The organism is Marinomonas gallaica (assembly GCF_001639745.1).
Lineage (GTDB): Bacteria > Pseudomonadota > Gammaproteobacteria > Pseudomonadales > Marinomonadaceae > Marinomonas > Marinomonas gallaica.
The window spans coordinates 102326-121737 of the sequence record NZ_LTAX01000003.1 but is presented as its reverse complement, the minus strand read 5'-3'; the positions used below and the strand labels follow the sequence as shown (position 1 = coordinate 121737).

At 45.0% G+C, this 19412-nt stretch carries 18 protein-coding genes; 13 read left to right on the top strand and 5 right to left on the bottom strand.

Annotated features, from left to right (window positions below):
* Window positions 1-28 precede the first annotated feature (28 nt).
* The gene (locus AYW76_RS04505) at window positions 29-4846 is read right to left on the bottom strand and encodes an NAD-glutamate dehydrogenase (RefSeq protein ID WP_067216347.1); all 4818 of its coding nucleotides are present in this window, start codon (window positions 4844-4846) and stop codon (window positions 29-31) included.
* A 288-nt stretch (window positions 4847-5134) separates the two neighbouring features.
* On the opposite strand from AYW76_RS04505, the gene AYW76_RS04500 reads away from it, so the two are divergent.
* The 5 genes from AYW76_RS04500 to AYW76_RS04480 all read left to right on the top strand — a co-directional run bounded on the left by AYW76_RS04500 (window position 5135) and on the right by AYW76_RS04480 (window position 9384).
* Window positions 5135-6160 (top strand): GlxA family transcriptional regulator, encoded by a 1026-nt coding sequence (locus AYW76_RS04500; protein ID WP_067216900.1) that lies wholly within the window; start codon window positions 5135-5137, stop codon window positions 6158-6160.
* A gap of 126 nt (window positions 6161-6286) precedes the next feature.
* Complete coding sequence (locus AYW76_RS04495) at window positions 6287-7054, top strand: ABC transporter ATP-binding protein (RefSeq protein WP_067031809.1); 768 nt, start codon at window positions 6287-6289, stop codon at window positions 7052-7054.
* Between the two features lie 98 nt (window positions 7055-7152).
* On the top strand, window positions 7153-7908 hold the full coding sequence (locus AYW76_RS04490; RefSeq protein WP_067031806.1) for a transporter substrate-binding domain-containing protein: 756 nt from the start codon (window positions 7153-7155) through the stop codon (window positions 7906-7908).
* A 65-nt stretch (window positions 7909-7973) separates the two neighbouring features.
* Window positions 7974-8663 carry an ABC transporter permease gene (locus AYW76_RS04485; protein ID WP_067031803.1) on the top strand — a complete coding sequence of 230 codons (690 nt, stop codon included), beginning with the start codon at window positions 7974-7976 and terminating at the stop codon, window positions 8661-8663.
* Between the two features lie 4 nt (window positions 8664-8667).
* Complete coding sequence (locus AYW76_RS04480; protein ID WP_067216345.1) at window positions 8668-9384, top strand: ABC transporter permease; 717 nt, start codon at window positions 8668-8670, stop codon at window positions 9382-9384.
* A gap of 86 nt (window positions 9385-9470) precedes the next feature.
* Here the strand turns inward: AYW76_RS04480 and glnK are convergent, their stop codons facing one another.
* A complete protein-coding gene (glnK, locus tag AYW76_RS04475) occupies window positions 9471-9809 on the bottom strand; it encodes a P-II family nitrogen regulator (RefSeq protein ID WP_067031797.1) in 339 nt (112 codons plus the stop codon).
* A 133-nt stretch (window positions 9810-9942) separates the two neighbouring features.
* Between glnK and AYW76_RS04470 the strand changes: the two genes are divergently transcribed.
* The gene (locus AYW76_RS04470; protein ID WP_067216342.1) at window positions 9943-10314 is read left to right on the top strand and encodes a hypothetical protein; all 372 of its coding nucleotides are present in this window, start codon (window positions 9943-9945) and stop codon (window positions 10312-10314) included.
* Window positions 10315-10361: 47 nt separating this feature from the next.
* On the opposite strand, the gene hemE is transcribed toward AYW76_RS04470, so the two are convergent.
* The 3 genes from hemE to AYW76_RS04455 form a co-directional block, all read right to left on the bottom strand.
* Window positions 10362-11465 carry a uroporphyrinogen decarboxylase gene (hemE, locus tag AYW76_RS04465; RefSeq protein WP_067031791.1) on the bottom strand — a complete coding sequence of 368 codons (1104 nt, stop codon included), beginning with the start codon at window positions 11463-11465 and terminating at the stop codon, window positions 10362-10364.
* Window positions 11466-11590: 125 nt separating this feature from the next.
* Complete coding sequence (locus tag AYW76_RS04460) at window positions 11591-12379, bottom strand: DUF2927 domain-containing protein (protein WP_231872550.1); 789 nt, start codon at window positions 12377-12379, stop codon at window positions 11591-11593.
* The gene (locus tag AYW76_RS04455) at window positions 12369-12902 is read right to left on the bottom strand and encodes an NUDIX hydrolase (protein ID WP_067216336.1); all 534 of its coding nucleotides are present in this window, start codon (window positions 12900-12902) and stop codon (window positions 12369-12371) included. Before AYW76_RS04455 ends, AYW76_RS04460 begins: the two co-directional genes overlap by 11 nt.
* A 206-nt stretch (window positions 12903-13108) precedes the next feature.
* Here AYW76_RS04455 and astE point away from each other — a divergent pair, with 206 nt between their 5' ends.
* From astE to AYW76_RS04420, 7 genes are all read left to right on the top strand, one after another.
* Window positions 13109-14116: a succinylglutamate desuccinylase gene (gene astE / locus AYW76_RS04450; RefSeq protein ID WP_067216333.1), complete on the top strand. Its 1008-nt coding sequence runs from the start codon at window positions 13109-13111 to the stop codon at window positions 14114-14116.
* Between the two features lie 85 nt (window positions 14117-14201).
* Window positions 14202-15299 carry a zinc ABC transporter substrate-binding protein ZnuA gene (gene znuA, locus AYW76_RS04445; protein WP_067216329.1) on the top strand — a complete coding sequence of 366 codons (1098 nt, stop codon included), beginning with the start codon at window positions 14202-14204 and terminating at the stop codon, window positions 15297-15299.
* A gap of 87 nt (window positions 15300-15386) precedes the next feature.
* Window positions 15387-16364 carry a KpsF/GutQ family sugar-phosphate isomerase gene (locus tag AYW76_RS04440; RefSeq protein WP_067216326.1) on the top strand — a complete coding sequence of 326 codons (978 nt, stop codon included), beginning with the start codon at window positions 15387-15389 and terminating at the stop codon, window positions 16362-16364.
* 19 nt (window positions 16365-16383) lie between these two features.
* Complete coding sequence (gene kdsA, locus AYW76_RS04435; protein WP_067216323.1) at window positions 16384-17241, top strand: 3-deoxy-8-phosphooctulonate synthase; 858 nt, start codon at window positions 16384-16386, stop codon at window positions 17239-17241.
* On the top strand, window positions 17241-17825 hold the full coding sequence (locus tag AYW76_RS04430) for a KdsC family phosphatase (RefSeq protein WP_067216319.1): 585 nt from the start codon (window positions 17241-17243) through the stop codon (window positions 17823-17825). The genes kdsA and AYW76_RS04430 overlap by 1 nt, the downstream gene beginning before the upstream one ends.
* 1 nt (window position 17826) lies before the next feature.
* Window positions 17827-18597, top strand: a complete 771-nt coding sequence (gene kdsB, locus AYW76_RS04425; protein WP_067216316.1) for a 3-deoxy-manno-octulosonate cytidylyltransferase — start codon at window positions 17827-17829, stop codon at window positions 18595-18597.
* Window positions 18598-18606: 9 nt separating this feature from the next.
* The gene (locus AYW76_RS04420) at window positions 18607-19350 is read left to right on the top strand and encodes a hypothetical protein (protein ID WP_067216313.1); all 744 of its coding nucleotides are present in this window, start codon (window positions 18607-18609) and stop codon (window positions 19348-19350) included.
* Window positions 19351-19412: the final 62 nt, after the last annotated feature.

The following is a 19412-nucleotide window of genomic DNA, read 5'->3' as shown; positions in this document are numbered from 1 at the left end:
AGCGGCCTCAAGTAGGCCGCTTCACGATTTATATCAAATTTCTCAACTCACGAATAGCAACACTTACCATAGACAGCGACAATTCTGGCTCTGATTTTATTTCGCCAAATGTGCTGTGGTAGTGATGGATATTGTCATGGTTGAGCTCTTTCCAGTTTGCCAAACGGCTGTCTAAGTCATTGACTTCGATACTGGCCTGGATCACCTCTTGCGAGATGGTACGTAAAGCATTATCAACTTCGTCACCAAGGCCTGCTTTGGCGCGACGCTCCCACATATCGTCCGCTGGTAGCTGGTTGATGCTTTGACGTAGCCAGTACAAACCAAGGTCCATTTCTAGGGCAAAGTAAGTTTGTGCTGTGTCTAGCACTTCCTTCTCTGTCTGAGCCGCGACACGAATAATGTCTAAGCCGTAGAACAGGAATGGTAGGGCAGATAGTCTATCGGCAATCTCTGCAGGGACGTTTTGCTCTTGCAATTGTTTACTTACATCAGAGATGTATTCGCAAGTTGGCTGCGTCAATATCGCATCTAAGTTGCTTCGAATAATGCCAATACCGGGTTTGTAGGTATCCGTTAACTTCTGAATCGCCAGCGCTTCACGCGTGTTACGAATTAACCACAGCGTCGCTTTTTCTAGCAAACTTTGGATTTGGATAAACAACTGATTTTGCAAGGAGTTGTCTACTTTAAAGTCCAGCTCGTTAATGGCATCCCACAAAGCAGGAATATCAAACATCTGTTCGGCCGCCATGTAAGCACGCAATACATTCAAAGCCGATGCGCTGGTTTCTTCCTGCACATAGGTTGAGAACGTAGAGCCCATACGGTTACCAACATTGTTAGTGACGTGTGCTGCAATGATTTCTTGCGCCAGCGGGTGGTCACTCATGTGTTCAGAGAAACGTTTTACTAATGGCGTTGGGAAGTAATCTTTGATTTGCGCGCGCAAATCTGGATCTTTGCCAATGCCATCTTCCACCAGTTGCTCAGCAAACTTGATTTTTGAGTACGCCAATAACACAGAGATTTCCGGACGAGTTAGGCCTTGGCCTTTACCCATACGTTTTTTCATCTGCACATCTGTTGGTAAAAACTCGATTTCTCGATTTAGGCGACCTTCACGCACTAATGACAGCATCAAACGCCAGTGATCGGCAATGCGCTCAGGCGCACGAGCATTGACCAGTGATAGCAGATGGCTTTGACCCTTGTTATGACGAATAACCAAATCACCGACTTCATCGGTCATTTCAGCGAGTAACTTGTTACGTTGTTTCTCGGTCATATCGCCGTTTTCGACGATACGGTTTAGTAAGATTTTGATGTTTACTTCGTGGTCCGAGCTGTCTACACCGGCAGAGTTATCGATCGCGTCGGTGCTAATCAGTCCGCCTTTTTGAGCAAACTCAATACGTGATTTTTGCGTAAACCCAAGGTTGCCACCTTCGCCGATCATTTTACAGCGTAGCTCGTTGCCGTTCACACGCAGCGAGTTATTACCGTTATCACCCACTTCCGCATGCGTCTCTGATGAGGCTTTTGCGTAGGTACCGATACCACCGTTCCAAAGTAGGTCGACAGGGGCTTTAAGAATGTGGGAAATCAATTCTGTCGGTGGCAAGGATTTGACGTTCCCTTCGATCCCTAAGGCTTTGCGAATGTCGGCGTTAATTGGGATTGATTTAGCGCTACGGTTAAAGATACCGCCACCTTTAGAAATTAGCTCGGCGTTGTAATCTTCCCAAGATGAACGTGGCAAATTGAACAAGCGCTGACGTTCTTCGAATGACGTTGCTGCATCTGGCGTTGGGTCGATAAAAATATGCATGTGGTTAAAGGCTGCCACAAGGCGTATGTGCTTAGACAGCAGCATACCGTTGCCAAATACATCCCCAGCCATGTCACCAATACCTACCGCTGTGAAATCGGTGGATTGGCAATCAATGCCTAACTCTTGGAACTGGCGTTTCACCGATTCCCACGCACCACGAGCGGTAATGCCCATTTTTTTGTGGTCGTAACCGTTTGAACCACCAGACGCAAAGGCATCGCCTAACCAGAAACCGTATTTTTCAGAGATGCTGTTGGCTAAATCCGAGAACGTTGCTGTCCCTTTGTCAGCTGCAACGACTAGGTATGGATCGTCTTCGTCATAACGTTTTACTGAAACAGGCGGTACTAGCTCACGCTGTACTAGGTTATCGGTGATGTCTAATAGACCTGAAATAAAGGTGGTGTAGCAGCGCACTACTTCAGCTTGGGTTTCTTCACGAGAGGACGTTTTCTTCAGCTGTTTAGCAACAAAACCACCTTTTGCACCCGCTGGTACGATGACGGCGTTTTTAACCATTTGCGCTTTTACAAGGCCCAGTACTTCGGTACGGAAATCTTCCATACGGTCAGACCAACGTAAGCCACCACGAGCGACTTTGCCGCCACGCATGTGGACGCCTTCAACCCATGGGGCATAGACGAAAATCTCAAAGCGTGGGCGAGGCAGTGGTACAGCCGGAATTAAGCTTGGGTCCAGTTTGAAGGAAACGTAGTCTTTAACGTTGCCGTCTTCTGCTGGCTGATAGAAGTTAGTACGTAGCATCGCCTGAATCACGGATAAGTAGTGTTTCAAGATGCGGTCTTCATCTAGATTGGCAACGTTTTCAAGCGCCTCTTCGATTTTTTCTTGAAGCTTGACGACTTTATCGTCACGTTTACTTTCCAGTGCAGGATCAAATCGCTGCTCGAACAGTTGTACCAGTAGGCGTGCAATTGGCGCGTTTTTCTCTAGCGTTTGCTGCATGTATTGTAGTGAGAAAGGGACTTGCAGTTGTACTAGGTATTTAGTGATTGCTCGTAGCATTGTCACTTGACGCCATGTCAAAGAGGCGTCCAGTACTAAAGAGTTGAAACGGTCATTCTCAATTCGACGTTTGAAGACGGCGTTGAAGGCATCTTGGAAGTCGTCACGGTAGGCTTTTTTATCTAGGTTAACACTAGGGTTAACGCTGATAGCAAACTCTACCACCCAGGTGTTGGCTTGGCCGTCACCATTTTGATCCAACTCGTAGGGTCGAGCTTCCAATACACGTAAACCCATGCATTCAAGGATCGGCAATACATCGGACAGAATCAGTGTTGTGCCTGCGCCATAGACTTTAAAGAAGTAATGGTTTTTCGCTTGACCAACTTGGCGATATAGGTGGGTCGAAATATCGCTGTCGTCGGTGAGTTCGCTTAAGCGCTCAATATCCAATACAGCAGTGTTGGCAGAGAAGTCTTCTCGGTACGCAGCTGGCAAGTACGGTGCGTACTCAGTGTAGAGTTTGTTGCCGTTTTCTTCACCTATGCTGGTATGCAGTGCCGCCAGCAATTTGTCGTCCCAAGAAAGAGCCGCGTCTTGCATCTTGCGTTGGATGTCATCAATGTCGACGGTCGGGCTGTTTTCTGGATCAGCAATCTGAATGGTGAAATTTACACGCGCTAGTACTTGCTGAGAGAACTGCACATTAAACTCTGAACTGGCGCCATTGCAGGCTTTCATCAAGATGTCTTGCATCTTAATACGCAGCTCAGTGTTGTAGCGGTCACGTGGGACGTACACAAGAGCGCTTAAGAAGCGGCCATAAATATCTTTACGTAGGAAAATACGTAGCTGGCGACGCTCTTGAATGGCCAAGATACCTTCGATGCTGTGATACAACTCATCCACTGGTGCTTGCAGCATTTCATCACGAGGGTAGCTGTTTAGAATATGTTTAAGGGTTTTACCCTTGTGGCTATTTGGCTCCACATTCATTTGTTCAACAAGCAGCTGTAGCTTCTTACGCAGCAGTGGTACATCTTGTAGGCGCGCAACGTACGCGGCTGATGAATACAAACCAAAGAAGCGCCATTCACCAATGACATTGCCTTTCTTATCAAAGCGTTTGATGCCAAGGTAATCTAAGTGAACAGGACGGTGTACCGTTGAGATAGCCGTCGATTTTGTAAGTACTAACAAGTTTTCATGATCATATGCCAGTTTGGCTAGGTGATCGTTTAGAACAATGTCGTATTTTTCTTTCTTCGTTTTACGGAATGTGCCTAGGGCTGAGTTTTCAACAAATCGCAGGTGGCTTTTATTGTCTTCCTGTACCAGATCGTAGGCGCGGAAACCGACAAAAGTGAAATGGTTGTTTTCAACCCAACGTAGGAAGGCCAAGTTTTCTTGGTGTTGTTCGTTGTCTTTTAAATGTTCTACTTGTTCCGATGCTTTGATGACCTCTGCCAACTTTTCTTTCATGGTTGGCCAATCTTCAACTGACTGTTTTACATCGCTCAGTGTGTCTAGCAGACCTTCTTTGATTTCTTCCATTTTGGCAAGATCAGAAATACGGTCGATTTCAAAACGAATTAACGCTTCTTGATGGCCTTTCTGATGGCGATCTTTAATGGCTTCTAGTTCGCCATGTTTGGAGCGGTCTGTTGCAATGATAGGGTGTGCTGTGAAGTGAATGGTATGGCCAAGTCTCACTAATGCCATATTGAAAGACGAAACGATAAAGGGCATATCGTCGGTCAGGACTTCAACAACCGTATGGGTTGATTGCCAGCTGTGCTCTTCAAAATTAGGATTGTAAACACGAACTTTTGGGGTGTTAGCGTTACGTTGTTGGATAAAGTCCCATAGGCAAATAACCGTGCCATATAGGTTATCAATATTTTCATGCTCCATATCTTCAATGAGTAGGTCTTGAAAATAGATATGGGCCAGTTGGATGATGGCGTCAGCGGATTGATTACCAACGTTTTCTTTAATCTCTGCTTCAATACGAGTGATTAGTTCACTTTTTTTTGTATTCGTCATGTTACTCATCCTTATGAGTGGTGGTGTCTATTGAAGATCTGTTTGTTGTTATTATTGGCTATCCAAAAACCGCTTAAGTTGATTATTATGAAAAATAAGCGCCATAGATAGCTGGTGACTTTTCAAAATGCGACGTATGCTTTTGAGGAAGCGATATTGCTGTCAAAAAAAGCTTGATGTCGATATCAAAAGCCTCTGTTATTCATTCTAAACGATATAAATATCTTTTTAATGTGCTTATCGCAGGATAATAATTTGTACAATACCCAATTCGCATCACGTGAAATCATGCAAGCCAGTAAAAAAGTGCAAAAGTACGGCTTTTTACTGATGCCGAGCTTTTCTATGCTTGCATTTTCTTCTGCTATCGAAACGATACATATGGCCAACTGGGTCAGTGGTAAAGACTTGTACCAGTTTTGTACGCTAGGTAAAAATACAAAAGTCGTACTTTCTAATTCTGGTGTGGCTACGACAACAGAGTACACGTTGGATGACGCTCCTAAAGATTTAGATGCCTTATTTATTTGTGGTGCATCGACCGCTGGTCAAGACGATGATCTTAGTTTAGACGCTTGGTTACTTTCTTGCTCGAAACGTGGCATTGCATTGGCGGGAATTTGTACTGGAAGCCATATTTTGGCACGGGCAGGTTTATTAGATGGCTATCGAGCGACGATTCACTGGGGCGATATTGCCAGTCTGCGGGAAGCGTTTCCGTCCGTCATTGTGTCGAGTCACTTGTTCGAAGTCGATAAAGATCGTTATACCTGCAGTGGCGGCAGTGCGGCCATGGATATGATGCTTTTTTTAATTGGCAAACAGCATGGTATGACATTGGCTAGCCATATCTCAGAGCAGTTTGTTTGTGAACGTATTCGCACCAATCAAGATCCACAACGTATTCCGCTTCAAGCTCGAATAGGGACAGGACAACCTAAATTGATTGAAGCGGTGCAATTGATGGAGGCGAATATTCGAGAGCCACTATCGTCTGATGACATTGCTTATCATGTTGGCCTGTCACGTCGGCATTTGGAGCGTTTGTTTAAGCAAAATCTGGAAACGGTACCTTCGCGCTATTATTTAGAGCTAAGGTTAAAGCATGCAAAACAGTTGATCATGCAGACAGATAAGAGCATTTTAGAAATTGGACAAGCCTGCGGATTTACTTCTGCACCCCACTTTAGCACGACGTATAAGAGTTTTTTTGGGGTTTCGCCGAGAGAAGAGCGGAAAAATTTGACCATTAATTTTGACAATGCTGTCCATCTGGATAAGAAAACACGCCAACTTTGGCGAAAAAAGTTTTAGAATAGGCGACAATGTAGTTGGCGTGATTTTTGATACGTTCTACCTGAACCTAAATTTATGCGTAAGTTTTAAGTTTTATCCAACTTATCTTTTGCGCAAACAGAGTCATCAAAAAAGGTAAAAAGAATGTCTAAAGACCCTGCTTTAGAGCTAAAGGATATCCATAAGACCTTTGGGGACCATGAAGTTTTAAAGGGAATTTCGTTAGAAGCCCGTGACGGGGATGTGATTTCTATTCTCGGTTCTAGTGGCTCCGGCAAAAGTACGTTCTTGCGTTGTATTAACTTATTAGAGAATCCGACTAAAGGATTAATCCGTTTTAATGGCGAAGAGTTGAACTTAAAGCCTGGCGAAACGGATCTCTATGCCGCTGATATGAAGCAATTGACTCGTATGCGTCAGAAAATTGGATTTGTATTTCAAAGCTTTAACCTTTGGCCTCATATGACGATTTTACAAAATGTCATGGAAGGTCCGCTGCATGTATTGAAGCGTCCTAGAAAGGAAGTCTTGGAATACGCGGAATACCTGCTTAATAAAGTAGGCATTGCCGATAAAAAATACATGTATCCCAATCAATTGTCGGGTGGCCAGCAACAACGTGTTGCCATCGCTCGTACCTTGGCGATGGATCCTCAAATCCTTTTATTCGATGAACCTACTTCTGCTCTCGATCCAGAGTTGGTCGGGGAAGTATTGGGGGTTATGCGTGGTTTGGCTGAAGAGGGTCGTACCATGTTGATCGTGACTCATGAAATGAATTTCGCCAAAGAAGTTTCTAGTGAAGTGGTTTTCTTGCACCAAGGTTTGGTGGAAGAGAAGGGCACACCTGACAAAGTGTTTGGCTCGCCAGACTCTGAGCGTTGTAAAGCTTTCTTATCAACCGTTTTCTAGTGCGCTGTCTAGCGTCGCTGGTTTTAATGCACCTGAATAGGGTGAAAACTGATAAGACGTACTATATAAAATCAATAACCTAGCAAAAGGAACTACCAATGAATATGAAGAAATTAGCACTCAGCTCAGCGGTTGTATTAACGGCTGCTGTGTCCTCTCTTTCTGTTAACGCTGCAGATACGGTGCGTATTGCAACGGAAGGTGCTTGGGCACCGTTTAACTACATCGACGACCAGGGAAAGCCACAGGGCTTTGATGTAGATATTGCGTGGGCATTATGTGAGAAGATGGAAGCCGATTGTAAAGTCGTGACGCAAGATTGGGATGGTCTGATTCCAGGTCTAAAAGTGCGTAAGTTTGATGCGATTATTGCATCCATGTCCATTACTGAAGAGCGTTTACGTCAAGTCGACTTTACCAATAAATATTATTCTGGTGGTCTTCGTTTCTTAGCGCCAAAGGGTAAAGAATTTAACCTTGAAGAATTAGATGGCAAAGTCATCGGTGCTCAGCGTGCGACGCTTGCCGCTCAGTATTTAGAAGACAACTTCATGGATAAATCAGATATTAAATTCTATGACACTCAAGACAGTGTTTACCTTGATCTGATATCAGGGCGTTTAGATATCGTTTTGTCGGATGAATTGCCTACTTATGATTGGCTGAAAACATCAGGTAATGGCGACAAATTTGAATTTAAAGGTAAATCCTTTAAGAAAGAAGATGAAATCGGCATTGCAGTACGTAAGGGCGACGATCTGAAAGAAAAGTTCAACAAAGCGTTGGATGAAATCATGGAAGATGGCACTTACCAAAAAATCAATGCTAAGTACTTCCCATTCTCCATCTATTAAGATGAAAACAAACAGCGCGCAGGTTCTTTCCTGCGCACTGTTTATATTCAGACTGAGATATCTTTATGTTAGATCTTCACGGCTTTGGTGATCAGCTCTTACAAGGAGCGAGTATAACCATTCAGCTGGCGCTTTGTTCTTTGGCGGTTGGGTTAGTTCTCGGCTTGTTAGGGGCGTCCGCAAAACTGTCCAATATTAAACCTTTGCAATGGATAGCAAACTTTTACACGACGATCATCCGCGGTGTGCCAGAGCTGCTGACGGTATTGATCATTTATTTTGGTGCCACTACGGTACTGATGTCCATTGCCAGCGTATTTGGTTATGAAGAATACATAGAAATAGGCCCATTTGCGGCAGGTGTTACGGCGTTAGGACTAACGTTTGGCGCGTACGCAACAGAAGTCTTTCGGGGGGCGTTGCAAGCGATCCCTAAAGGGCAACATGAGGCTGCAATTGTATTAGGAATGAGCTCACAGCGTAAATTCTTCCGCATCATTCTACCTCAAGTGTGGCGTGTTGCTTTGCCGGGCATTGGTAACTTGTTTTTGGTATTGCTTAAAGATACAGCTTTGGTTTCCGTGGTGGGTCTTGAAGACATTATGCGTAAGGCCAATGTGGCAGTAAGCAATACCAAAGAGCCGTTCCTATTTTATTTAGTCGCGGCGTTTATGTACTTAGCATTGACGATTGTGTCGATGGCGGTGGTGCACTTCTTAGAAAAGCGCGCCAGTCGTGGTTTGAGCCGAGGATAAGTACATGGAATTAGATTTTTCTGTTGTTATAGAATATTTCCCGCGTTTGCTAACCGGCACGTGGATGACGATCAAGTTGGTGTTGTTGTCGATTGTGCTGGGCGCGCTTGTTGCGCTGCCAATTGCACTGGCTCGTATCTCGAAAAATTGGTTTATCAGCGGCGTACCTTTTGCTTTTATTTTCTTTTTTCGAGGCACACCGTTATTGGTGCAGATCTTTTTGGTGTATTACGGTGCCTCTCAATTTGAAGCGGTTCGAGAAAGCTTTATGTGGCCGATTCTACGGGAGCCATTTTGGTGTGCAATTATCGCCTTTACGTTAAATACCTCCGCTTACACGGCTGAGATCTTCCGTGGCGCGATTCAGGCGATTCCTGAGGGGGAAGTGGAAGCGTGTAAAGTGATTGGTATGACAAAAACTCAAATGTATTGTCGTATTTTATTACCGCGTGCATTTGGTATTGTTTTGCCCGCTTACGGTAATGAGATTATTTTGATGCTCAAAGCCAGTGCATTGGCCAGTACGATTACATTGCTGGATCTAACAGGAATGGCGCGTACGATTATTGCGCGAACCTACACACCAATCGAAATATTTTTAGCGGCGGGTGGTATTTACTTAGTGATTAGTATTTTGGTGATTTACATCTTTAGGCTGGTAGAGAAGCGCCAGAATCGCTATTTAGGAACCTTGTCGATCAAAGTGCCTGATAAAGGTTAAGAGTGGCTTTGCGTTTTGAATGTTAGAAATAAGAAAGGCGCATCCCTCTAGGGTGCGCCTTTCTTTATGATCAGTATGGTAAGCGATTAGATTGCTTCTGCGCCCGTTTCGCCAGTACGAATACGGATAACTTGCTCAAGAGCTGTAACGAATATTTTACCGTCACCAATTTTGCCTGTGTTAGCGCTTTTTTGGATGGCTTCGATTGCTACGTCCACTTGGTCGTCATCAATCGCCAGCTCCAACTTCACTTTCGGTAGGAAGTCGACTACGTATTCTGCGCCGCGATATAGCTCAGTATGACCACGCTGGCGACCAAAGCCTTTTACTTCTGTAACAGTGATGCCGTTAATACCAATTTCAGAAAGCGCTTCACGCACTTCATCTAGTTTAAAAGGTTTAACTATGGCTGTTACTAATTTCATAGATTCTCTCCATTTAAGGCAATGTTTTTCTATAAATTACCATTCAAAAGCGGACCCCGCTACTAAATGCATAAAATTGTTCTACAGTTAATCACGATATGGGAACGATACTCGGTTTTAAAAGGGGGGCGTAATGGATAATCATGACTTAATGAGCTTTGAAGAGGGTATGGATCAATTCATGTCGAATTTGAAAAAGAGTCTGCAGCAGGATCAACTGCATGTTACCCATCAAACTATGCCCCAATGTTTGGAAAGCTATAAGGTAGCGGATGATCGTGCGAACGCCTATTTTCTTCGATTAGTTGTCATTGGGTATACCCCCACAACGATGCTGGCTCGTTTATCTTGGCTCGATGCCAAAGGGCGTGATCATATATGTTGCTATTTAAACAGCGCATTTGAAGCGATAAAGCGCAAGAAAAATGGCTTGTGGGTGAGGGAGAAAAACATCCCTGAGGCGATGTGTTTACAGACTTGGAGTCGTCTGCAGTCTCCTATTTAAGAAGTTTAAAACACAGCGCCTTAGGGATGAGAACAAGCGTTAGAATGCTATTTCAAATCATTTAAGGCATCTAGGTCGTCGAATTTTTGCTCATGGTATGGACGACTTAGTTCATGTACTGCATCAATTAAGTATTTAGGACGCTCAGGGTCTACGAATTGGTGTATGCCGTGCCCAAGGTTAAATACGTGGCCTGTTCCTGTACCGTAGCCTTCCAATACGGCTGCAACTTCGCGTTCAATGACCTCTTTACCTGCATACAAGACACAAGGGTCGATATTGCCTTGCAATGCGACTTTGTCGCCCACACGTGCGCGGGCTTCAGCCATATCCGTCGTCCAATCCAACCCCAGTGCATCTGGGCCTGCCGCCGCCATGTTTTCAAGCCATTGACCGCCGTTCTTGGTAAACATGATAACGGGAATTTTGCGGCCTTCATGTTCGCGAATCAGACCATCCATAATTTGACGCATGTACATCAAAGAGAACTGCTGGTACATCGGGCCACTTAATACGCCGCCCCATGTATCAAAGATCTGCACCGCTTGCGCGCCTGCTTTGATTTGGCCGTTTAGGTAATCGGTAACCGAGATAGCTAACTTGTTAAGCAGTGCGTGCAGTACTTCAGGTTGCGCGTACATCATGCCTTTGATATGGCGAAAATCTTTACTTGAGCCTCCTTCGACCATGTAAGTAGCTAGCGTCCAAGGGCTGCCGGAGAAACCAATAAGAGGGACACGGCCATTTAAAGCATGACGAATGGTGGTAACGGCTTTCATCACGTAATCAAGATCAGACGCTTTGGCAATCGGTAGGGCGTCTACATCGGCCGCGGTACGCACGACATGTTTAAACTTTGGGCCTTCACCCGTTTCAAAGTAAAGTCCCAATCCCATCGCATCTGGAATCGTTAGGATGTCAGAGAATAAAATGGCAGCGTCTAGGTCGTAGCGCTCTAATGGCTGTAAGGTAACTTCACAAGCGAACGCATCGTTTTTACATAGACTCAAAAAGTCACCCGCAGTCGCACGGCTTTGTCGGTATTCTGGAAGGTAACGCCCCGCTTGGCGCATCATCCATACAGGTGTTACGTCAACAGGCTCTTTTAAAAGAGCACGTAGAAAACGGTCGTTCTTGAGTTCTGGAAACATTCAATTTCTCCGATGAGTTTCAAGTTTTCGGCATTTTACCTAAGTTGAATCAAAAAAAAGATGCAATAACCAGAATTTATGATTCTGGTTAAGAAAAATGCACTAAAACTTAGAAAAATAAATGATTATTCCCCTAGATAGCTCTTAAGGCTGCCTTCTTGTACCAGCGAAGCCGCATTGTCGATGACTCCTGAATAGTACAAATCATCAATCACCTTAAACAGGTTTTGATCAACTTGATCGACGCCCATACCAGCTGAAAAGCGAGGCGAATAGAGAGCTTTTAATAAGATGAAATCTAATGGGGATAGATATATATCTGTGCTGGAGTCGTTAAAAACCGAGGGGTACACATCATCTGAGTCATTAGGTAGCCCCATTAACTGAGTGATCTCTTCAACAATACAATCTAAGAAGCGTGCGTTCTGTCGAGCATAGTCTACGGGGATGATAATGACGCCACGTTGGATCTGGCCTTTACCATTGATGCTAAAATTACCTAAACAGATTGCTTCGTCTAATGCGGTTCTAATCGTGTCAGGTGGGCCAATATAGCGGCGTACTTTATCTTCCACGGAGTCCATATCTGTAAAAATAGCGATAATATTGGCTTTTTTCACATTAGGCGTGAAATAGATGGGGACGCCGGTGATTTTTGATAGGTGTCGAGCATGAATGCTCAGTAATTCTGCTTGCAATTGGCTGTCGCCATAATCGCTCTCTACGTAAATATGGATAGGGCGTTCCCAGCGTACCAACATAGGTGTTTGTTTTCGGTCGTATTCCCGTTGCAGTGCAATGTCTATAAAGCTGTTAATGATAAAATCACGCTCTTGCCAATGGTATTGCTCTTTGGCGTGGGCAGAAATAGTCAGGAAGAGGCTTATGACTAACAAGCAGTAGTTACGGAACATGGACATGCTCTTTAAGGTTATCATTAACGTAATGCAGTAAAGCGTCGTAAGAATCAGGAGTGAATGGCAGGTTATGGGTATTTTCAAGAATATCTTGGATACGCATTTCACGTACTTCGGACACTTCCTTAGCCTGCAAGTGTAGTGGACCATGTCGCGCTTCATCATACTGACATGTATAGACCTTACCCCAAATACGAAACCCTTCCCCCTCAGTGAAAAACATTCCTTGTGGCGCCAGTGTCAGCTCGACGCCAAGCTCTTCTTCAAGCTCTCTGCTCGCGCATAAATCATAGCTTTCATCTTTAGCAACGACGCCACCGGTTGTGATGCCAAAATAGCCTGGGCAAAATGCTTTTGTATCGGTTCTTTTCTGAACTAACAAAGTGTCTTGTTTGGTGAATACTAAAATAAATGTTACACGGTGTATGTCTTGTTGAAAGTTCATTAAACGTCGAGGAATATCACCAATTACTTGGTTTTGGCGATCAACGAGCGTAATTATTTCATCAGTTTCAGACATAGGACTATTCTTAGTTGTAAGCAAAGCCAGAAGGGTAACGATTTAGCGCTGGATTTTAAAGACTTAATCCAATTCAGTAGGAGAATAGATAAGTTACGAAATTGCGACAGATACTTAAGTAATTGAAAGTGCTCGACTGTCTCTTTCTTTTGTCAGCGAGAAATTTCGTTAGCATAGCCAGTATACGATTTAAATGGAGACCGTTGATGACATTGCCCAACCATGATTTTTTAGACTACACCTTGTCCAAACCAATAAATGACACGATAGAGCAGGTGCTCTTTGCCACAGGGAGTGCGCAGATTTTAGGGCAGGGCATTATTCAGCTGGAACCGATTGCCGAGGCAAAGCACAGCGTGGTGTTGTCGGTTGGCATTCATGGTAATGAAACGGCCCCCATTGAGCTGCTTAATACGTTACTAAAACAGATACTTGATGGGGAACTGACGCTCTCAATACGTTTGCTGATTATATTGGGTCATCCAGAAGCGATGCGTACGGGTGAGCGGTTTTGTGATGTAAACTTAAATCGACTTTTTTGTGGTGCATGGCGCAAATACAATGGGCAAGAAGTGGCGAGAGCTCAACAACTGGAACACTCGGTAGCTCAGTTCTTTGAGGCGCATCAGACCGGGTGTAAACTCCATTACGATCTGCATACCGCCATTCGTGGTTCTGAATACGAGAAATTTGCCGTACATCCATTTACCCATGGCCAACCTTATCAGCAGCAACAGTTCGATTTCTACGCAGCAATCGGTTTGGAAGCGGTGCTGTTGTCTCATCAGCCAACCACAACATTTTCTTATCATTCGTATATTAATCATGGTGCGCAGGCGGCCACTATTGAGCTTGGGCAAGTACGTCCGTTTGGACAGAATGATTTGCTAAGTCTTGAAAAGCTTAGCAAAGCGCTCAAGTTGCTTATTGAACAAGGCGAGTTGTCGTGCGCCGATGCAACGACTGTGAAGCTCTTCTCTGTTGTCGAAGTGCTTATTAAGGACGCTGATGATTATCTGCTTAAGATTGCTGATGACGTCAAAAACTTTACCGCATTTGAAGCGGGGTTTGAGCTGGCAACATCTAATGTGAGTCATTACCAAATTAAACAGAGTGGTGATGCGATTGTGTTTCCAAATGTGAATTTACCGGTGGGTCAGCGTGCGGGCCTAGTCGTGCGACAGGACAGTTGGGAAACCTTTCGTACAGTCTAATGAAACCTGCCATTAGGGATTGAGTGTAAAAATGAATGCTGTTATTGTTATGTTATAACATCTATTATGGATTGGATTTTTACTCATGTTTAAGTACGTATTACCTGCATCCCTTTTATTATCCGTATCAGCTTTTGCACAAACTCAAGTTGTCACCTCGGTGAAGCCTGTGTCTATGATTGTGTCAGCCATTGGTGGTGAGCATATAGAAGTGCAACAACTTGTTAGTAACCAGGCATCTCCTCATGATTTTGCTATGCGACCTTCTGATCTACGAAAACTTGATCAAGCCGATTTAGTTGTTTGGGTCGGAGAATCCCTTGAAACCTTTATGGAAAAGCCGTTAGCGAACCTTTCCGCTAAAAAAGATCTAGAGTGGATGGCATTAAATGATGCTTTCCTGCGTGAATTTGGTGACAAAGAAGCGCACAACCATGATGAACATCACGAAGGCCATGACCAAGATGAACATCATGAAGACCATGACCATGATGAGCATCACGAAGACCACGACCATGATGAGCATCACGAAGACCACGACCATGATGAGCATCACGAAGACCACGACCATGATGAGCATCATGAAGACCATGACCAGGATGAGCATCACGAAGACCACGACCAGGATGAGCATCACGAAGAGCATGGGCATGAAGGTCACGATCACTCAGGCACCGATCCACATGTGTGGTTAGATCCGGTTAATGCAAAAGTTTTGGCAAAAGCCGTCACTGAGCAACTGATTTCAATCGATCCAGAGCACAAGCAGGATTACCAAACGAATTTCCAAGCCTTTATGAGTAGCGTAGAGCACGCAGATCATGATGTTGCTGAGCGATTAGCTGATGTCGCAGATGTGCCGTATTTTGTGTTCCATGAAGCTTACGGCTATTTTGAAAATCATTATGGGTTGAACAACAAAGGCGCCATTGCACTCAGTCCGGAGCGTAAGCCAGGCGCAAAAACTGTAGCGCATATTCGAGAAGAAATTGAAGAGCATAACGTTTCTTGTGTCTTCAGTGAGCCTCAATTCAGTCCTGCGATCGTCGAGACATTGATCGATGGAACCGATGTTAAAACGGCGGTACTTGATCCACTAGGTACCAATGTTGAGCTAGGTGCAAACAGCTACGCGATGTTCTTAACGGGTTTGGCAGACCAGTACATTTCTTGCCTTAAATAATCGACTCATGAACGTCTACCAATCACGGTAGGCGTTCTGCATTTGCCTCTGTATAATGGCGTCATATTCATCAGTTCGAGTTGACCCATGAGTGATACCCTTTCTTCTGTATCTTGTTCTACGGATACTCTGATCGACAGTGCTAAAACGACGTTAAAAACCCAAGGGCAAGCGCTAATGGGCTTAGCCGAGCGCATTGATACGCAGTTTTCTGACGCGGTAAACATGGCGCTTAATTGTCGTGGTCGCGTGATTATTTGTGGCATGGGGAAGTCTGGCATTGTTGGTAAAAAGATTGCTGCTACATTAGCCTCAACGGGTACCCCATCTTTCTTTATGCATCCTGGCGAAGCTTTCCACGGTGATCTTGGCATGGTGCACCCAGATGACTTATTGATTTTGATTAGCTACTCCGGTGAAACAGAAGAAGTGATTCGCTTACTGCCATCCCTTAAAAGCTTCGGCAATCAATCAATTGCCATCGTCGGTAATTCGCAGTCCACCTTAGCGAAACACTGTGACAGTGTGTTAGACATCGCTATTGATCGAGAAGTGTGTCCAAACAATTTAGCGCCTACTACATCAACAACGATGACGATTGCTATGGGCGATGCATTGGCTGTTGCGCTAATGCAGTGCCGTGACTTCCAACCTCAAGACTTTGCGCGTTTTCATCCAGGGGGAAGCTTAGGGCGTAAGTTGCTGACTCGGGTGCGCGATCTAATGCATAAAGATAATCTGCCGTTTTGTACTCCAGATACATCGCTTCAAGAAGCCATTGCCGTCATGACAAAAGGTCGTAAAGGTGTGGTGTTAGTGAAGGAAGATGAGCGCTTAGTGGGCATATTTACCGATGGTGATTTACGTCGCTCAATGCTACATGATGCGGCAGGGATGTTGACTAAGACCATGGCCGAATTGATGACGGCGAACCCCAAAACCATTTCTCAAGAGACGATGATTGTCGAAGCAGAAGAACGTATGCTGCGCGATAAAATTACCCTATTGGTAGCCGTTGATGACGCAAAAAATGTCGTTGGCCTATTAGAAATATACGACCGTTAAACTAAAGGAACTCCAGAGTATGTCTGAAACCAGCAAAATTATTCGCATTGGTGACAAAGTAGAAGTCGCAAACCACCTACCGTTTGTATTATTCAGTGGAGTGAATGTGCTTGAGTCTCGAGACCTTGCGATGAAGGTGGCGGAAGAGCATGTCAAAGTCACGGAAAAGCTTGGTATTCCTTATGTATTTAAAGGGTCTTTTGACAAAGCCAATCGCTCTTCAATCAATTCATTTCGTGGTCCTGGCCTAGAAGAAGGTTTGAAGATTCTTCAAGAAATAAAAGACACATTTAATGTGCCGGTGATTACAGACGTTCATGAGAATGAACAATGTAAGCCAGTTGCTGAGGTAGCAGACGTAATCCAGTTGCCCGCGTTCTTATCTCGTCAAACTGATCTTGTGGTTGAAATGGCGAAAACGGGGGCGGTGATCAATATCAAAAAGGCGCAGTTCTTAGCGCCGCATGAAATGAAGCACATCATGACCAAGTGCCAAGAGGCTGGTAACGACCAACTGATGCTGTGTGAGCGCGGTACTATGTTTGGTTACAACAACTTAGTGGTTGATATGCTGGGCTTTGGGGAAATGAAGCAATTTGGGTTTCCGGTGATGTTTGATGTGACCCATGCGTTACAACGTCCTGGTGGTCGTTCAGATTCAGCGGATGGCCGTCGAGCGCAAGTCACTGAGTTGGCGCGTGCGGGTATGTCATTAGGTCTTTCAAGCATGTTCCTTGAAACACACCCAGATCCAAACAATGCTAAGTGTGACGGCCCGTGTGCCTTGCCTTTAAACAAGCTAGAGCCCTTCTTGAAGCAGATTAAGCAGCTGGATGAGCTGGTTAAAACCTTTGAAACCTTGGATACCAGTGCCTAATGGATACGCAGTTTCTAGCGCAATACGCAGAGCTTGAGCAAGGCAATGTGTTGATGAAAAAACTGCCGTTTTTAAAGCTGGCCATCTTTGATGTGGATGGCGTGTTGACGGACGGCGGTTTGTACTTTGATGGCAACGGCGAGATGATCAAACGCTTCAACGTCAAAGATGGCGTAGCGTTGAAACTTTTGCCACAGTGGGGCGTAGATGTGGCGGTAATTACCGCGAAAGACTCTGCGCCGTTGCGTAAGCGAATGTCGGATCTTGGCATCAAACACGTTTACTATGGCTGTCATGATAAAGCGGCCGCGTTTGATGATTTGATGAAAACGCTAAAGCTTGAGCCCGAGCAAGTGGCTTATGTGGGAGATGACGTCATTGATTTACAAGTGATGCCGAAAATAGGTGTGTCTTTGTGTCCAAACGATGCGCATATTCTTTTGCAGCGCCATTGTGATATTTGCTTACGTAAAGCAGGTGGGCAAGGGGTTGCTCGAGAAGTAGCTGACTTAATTCTAGCGACACGCATGGAGCTTGAAGCGGCTTATGAGCTTGCCAAGCGGCCTGAATTTGAGAAAAAGTAATATGAATTTACCTCCGTTCCATATTGTCGTACCGGCGCGATACGCATCGCAGCGATTTCCGCAGAAGATGCTGGCTGATTTGGCAGGCAAGCCAGTCGTGCAATGGGTCTATGAGCTGGCACTTAAAGCAGGTGCTGAGTCGGTGACCATTGCTACCGATCACGAATCGATCTTTGCTGCGGCGAAAGCGTTTGGTGCAGACGCGGTGATGACGCGAGACGACCATGAAAACGGTACTGAACGTCTGGCAGAAGTCGCTATGCTAAAGGGATGGTCTGGCGATGAGATTGTCGTTAATGTGCAAGGTGATGAACCACTGTTGCCGATTGCGCTGATTCAGGATGCAGTTCGTGCCCTTGCCGAAGATGATGAATCTGAAATGGCGACTGTAGCGTGCCCTATTCATCGTTCTGAAGATATCTTCAATCCAAGTGTGGTGAAAGTAGTATGCGATGCCAAAGGTCGTGCATTGTATTTTAGTCGTGCCACCATGCCATGGGATCGCGATGGCTTTGCTCAAGAACCTAAAGTCATCAGTGACGGGTATCCGGCTCTGCGCCACGTGGGTCTGTATGTGTATCGTGTGTCTTTGCTTGATCGCTATGCGCACATGCCGATGTCGCCACTTGAAAAGTGGGAGAAACTAGAACAACTAAGATTCCTACACCAAGGCATTAAGGTCCAGGTAGCGGTTACACAAGAGCTCCCTCCGCACGGTGTCGACACCCCAGAAGATCTTCAGGCGCTGACTCAAAAACTCTCTTCGCAGTAGGAGTAACTTGTGAGATTCAAGACATACGCATTGCTTGCAGTTTGGTTTGTCTTGGTCGCTTTCTTGGCGGTTGGGCTGTATGTTCCTCTGCATTATTGGTCACCACAGCTGCGTGAGCTAATGCCTCAAGGCATTAGCTTGATGCAAGTTTCTGGTCATTGGTGGTCTGGCCGCGCAGCATTGTCCGTTCCTTATTCAAAAGAACCTGCTTTGTTAAGCTGGACCACTGCTGGTTTTTTGTCCCCCATCTCGTGGCAAGTTAATCATCCGCAAGTAATGGGCTATGGCAAGCTTAAGCCTGAACTGTTTGGCGTAAGTCTTTGGGTAGATGGTTTGAGTGCTCAAGCAAGCGTTTTAAACCCGGTGTTAGCAAAGCAGGGAATAGCATTGTCCGGTCAGCCCATCACTGTGAGTCGTTGGTACAGTCATTACGTTTGGCGTGATCATACTTTTGATACGTTCAAAGTTCAGGCCAATTGGCCTGAAGGCAACATTCGTTACCCAGCGGGAAATCGAGAGATTGACGCGCCAGTTAAGCAATGGCAATTGCATGGCTATTTGTTAGGGCAAGAGCCTGTTGTGTCACTGCGATCTTTACAAGGAAGTGAACTGCTTGAGATAAAGTTGTTATCGAGTCATGCGTTAGAAGTGACCGTAATGCCAGAACTGATTGAGTCTCTGGGCCAACGCTGGCCAGGAAAAAAAGAGTATCCGGCATTTGTCGTAGTACAGCCTTTGAATGAGCTCAGATAATGAACGTTTCACACAATCGTAAGTGCGATTTTCTTGCATTATATTACCTATTTGTTGAATAT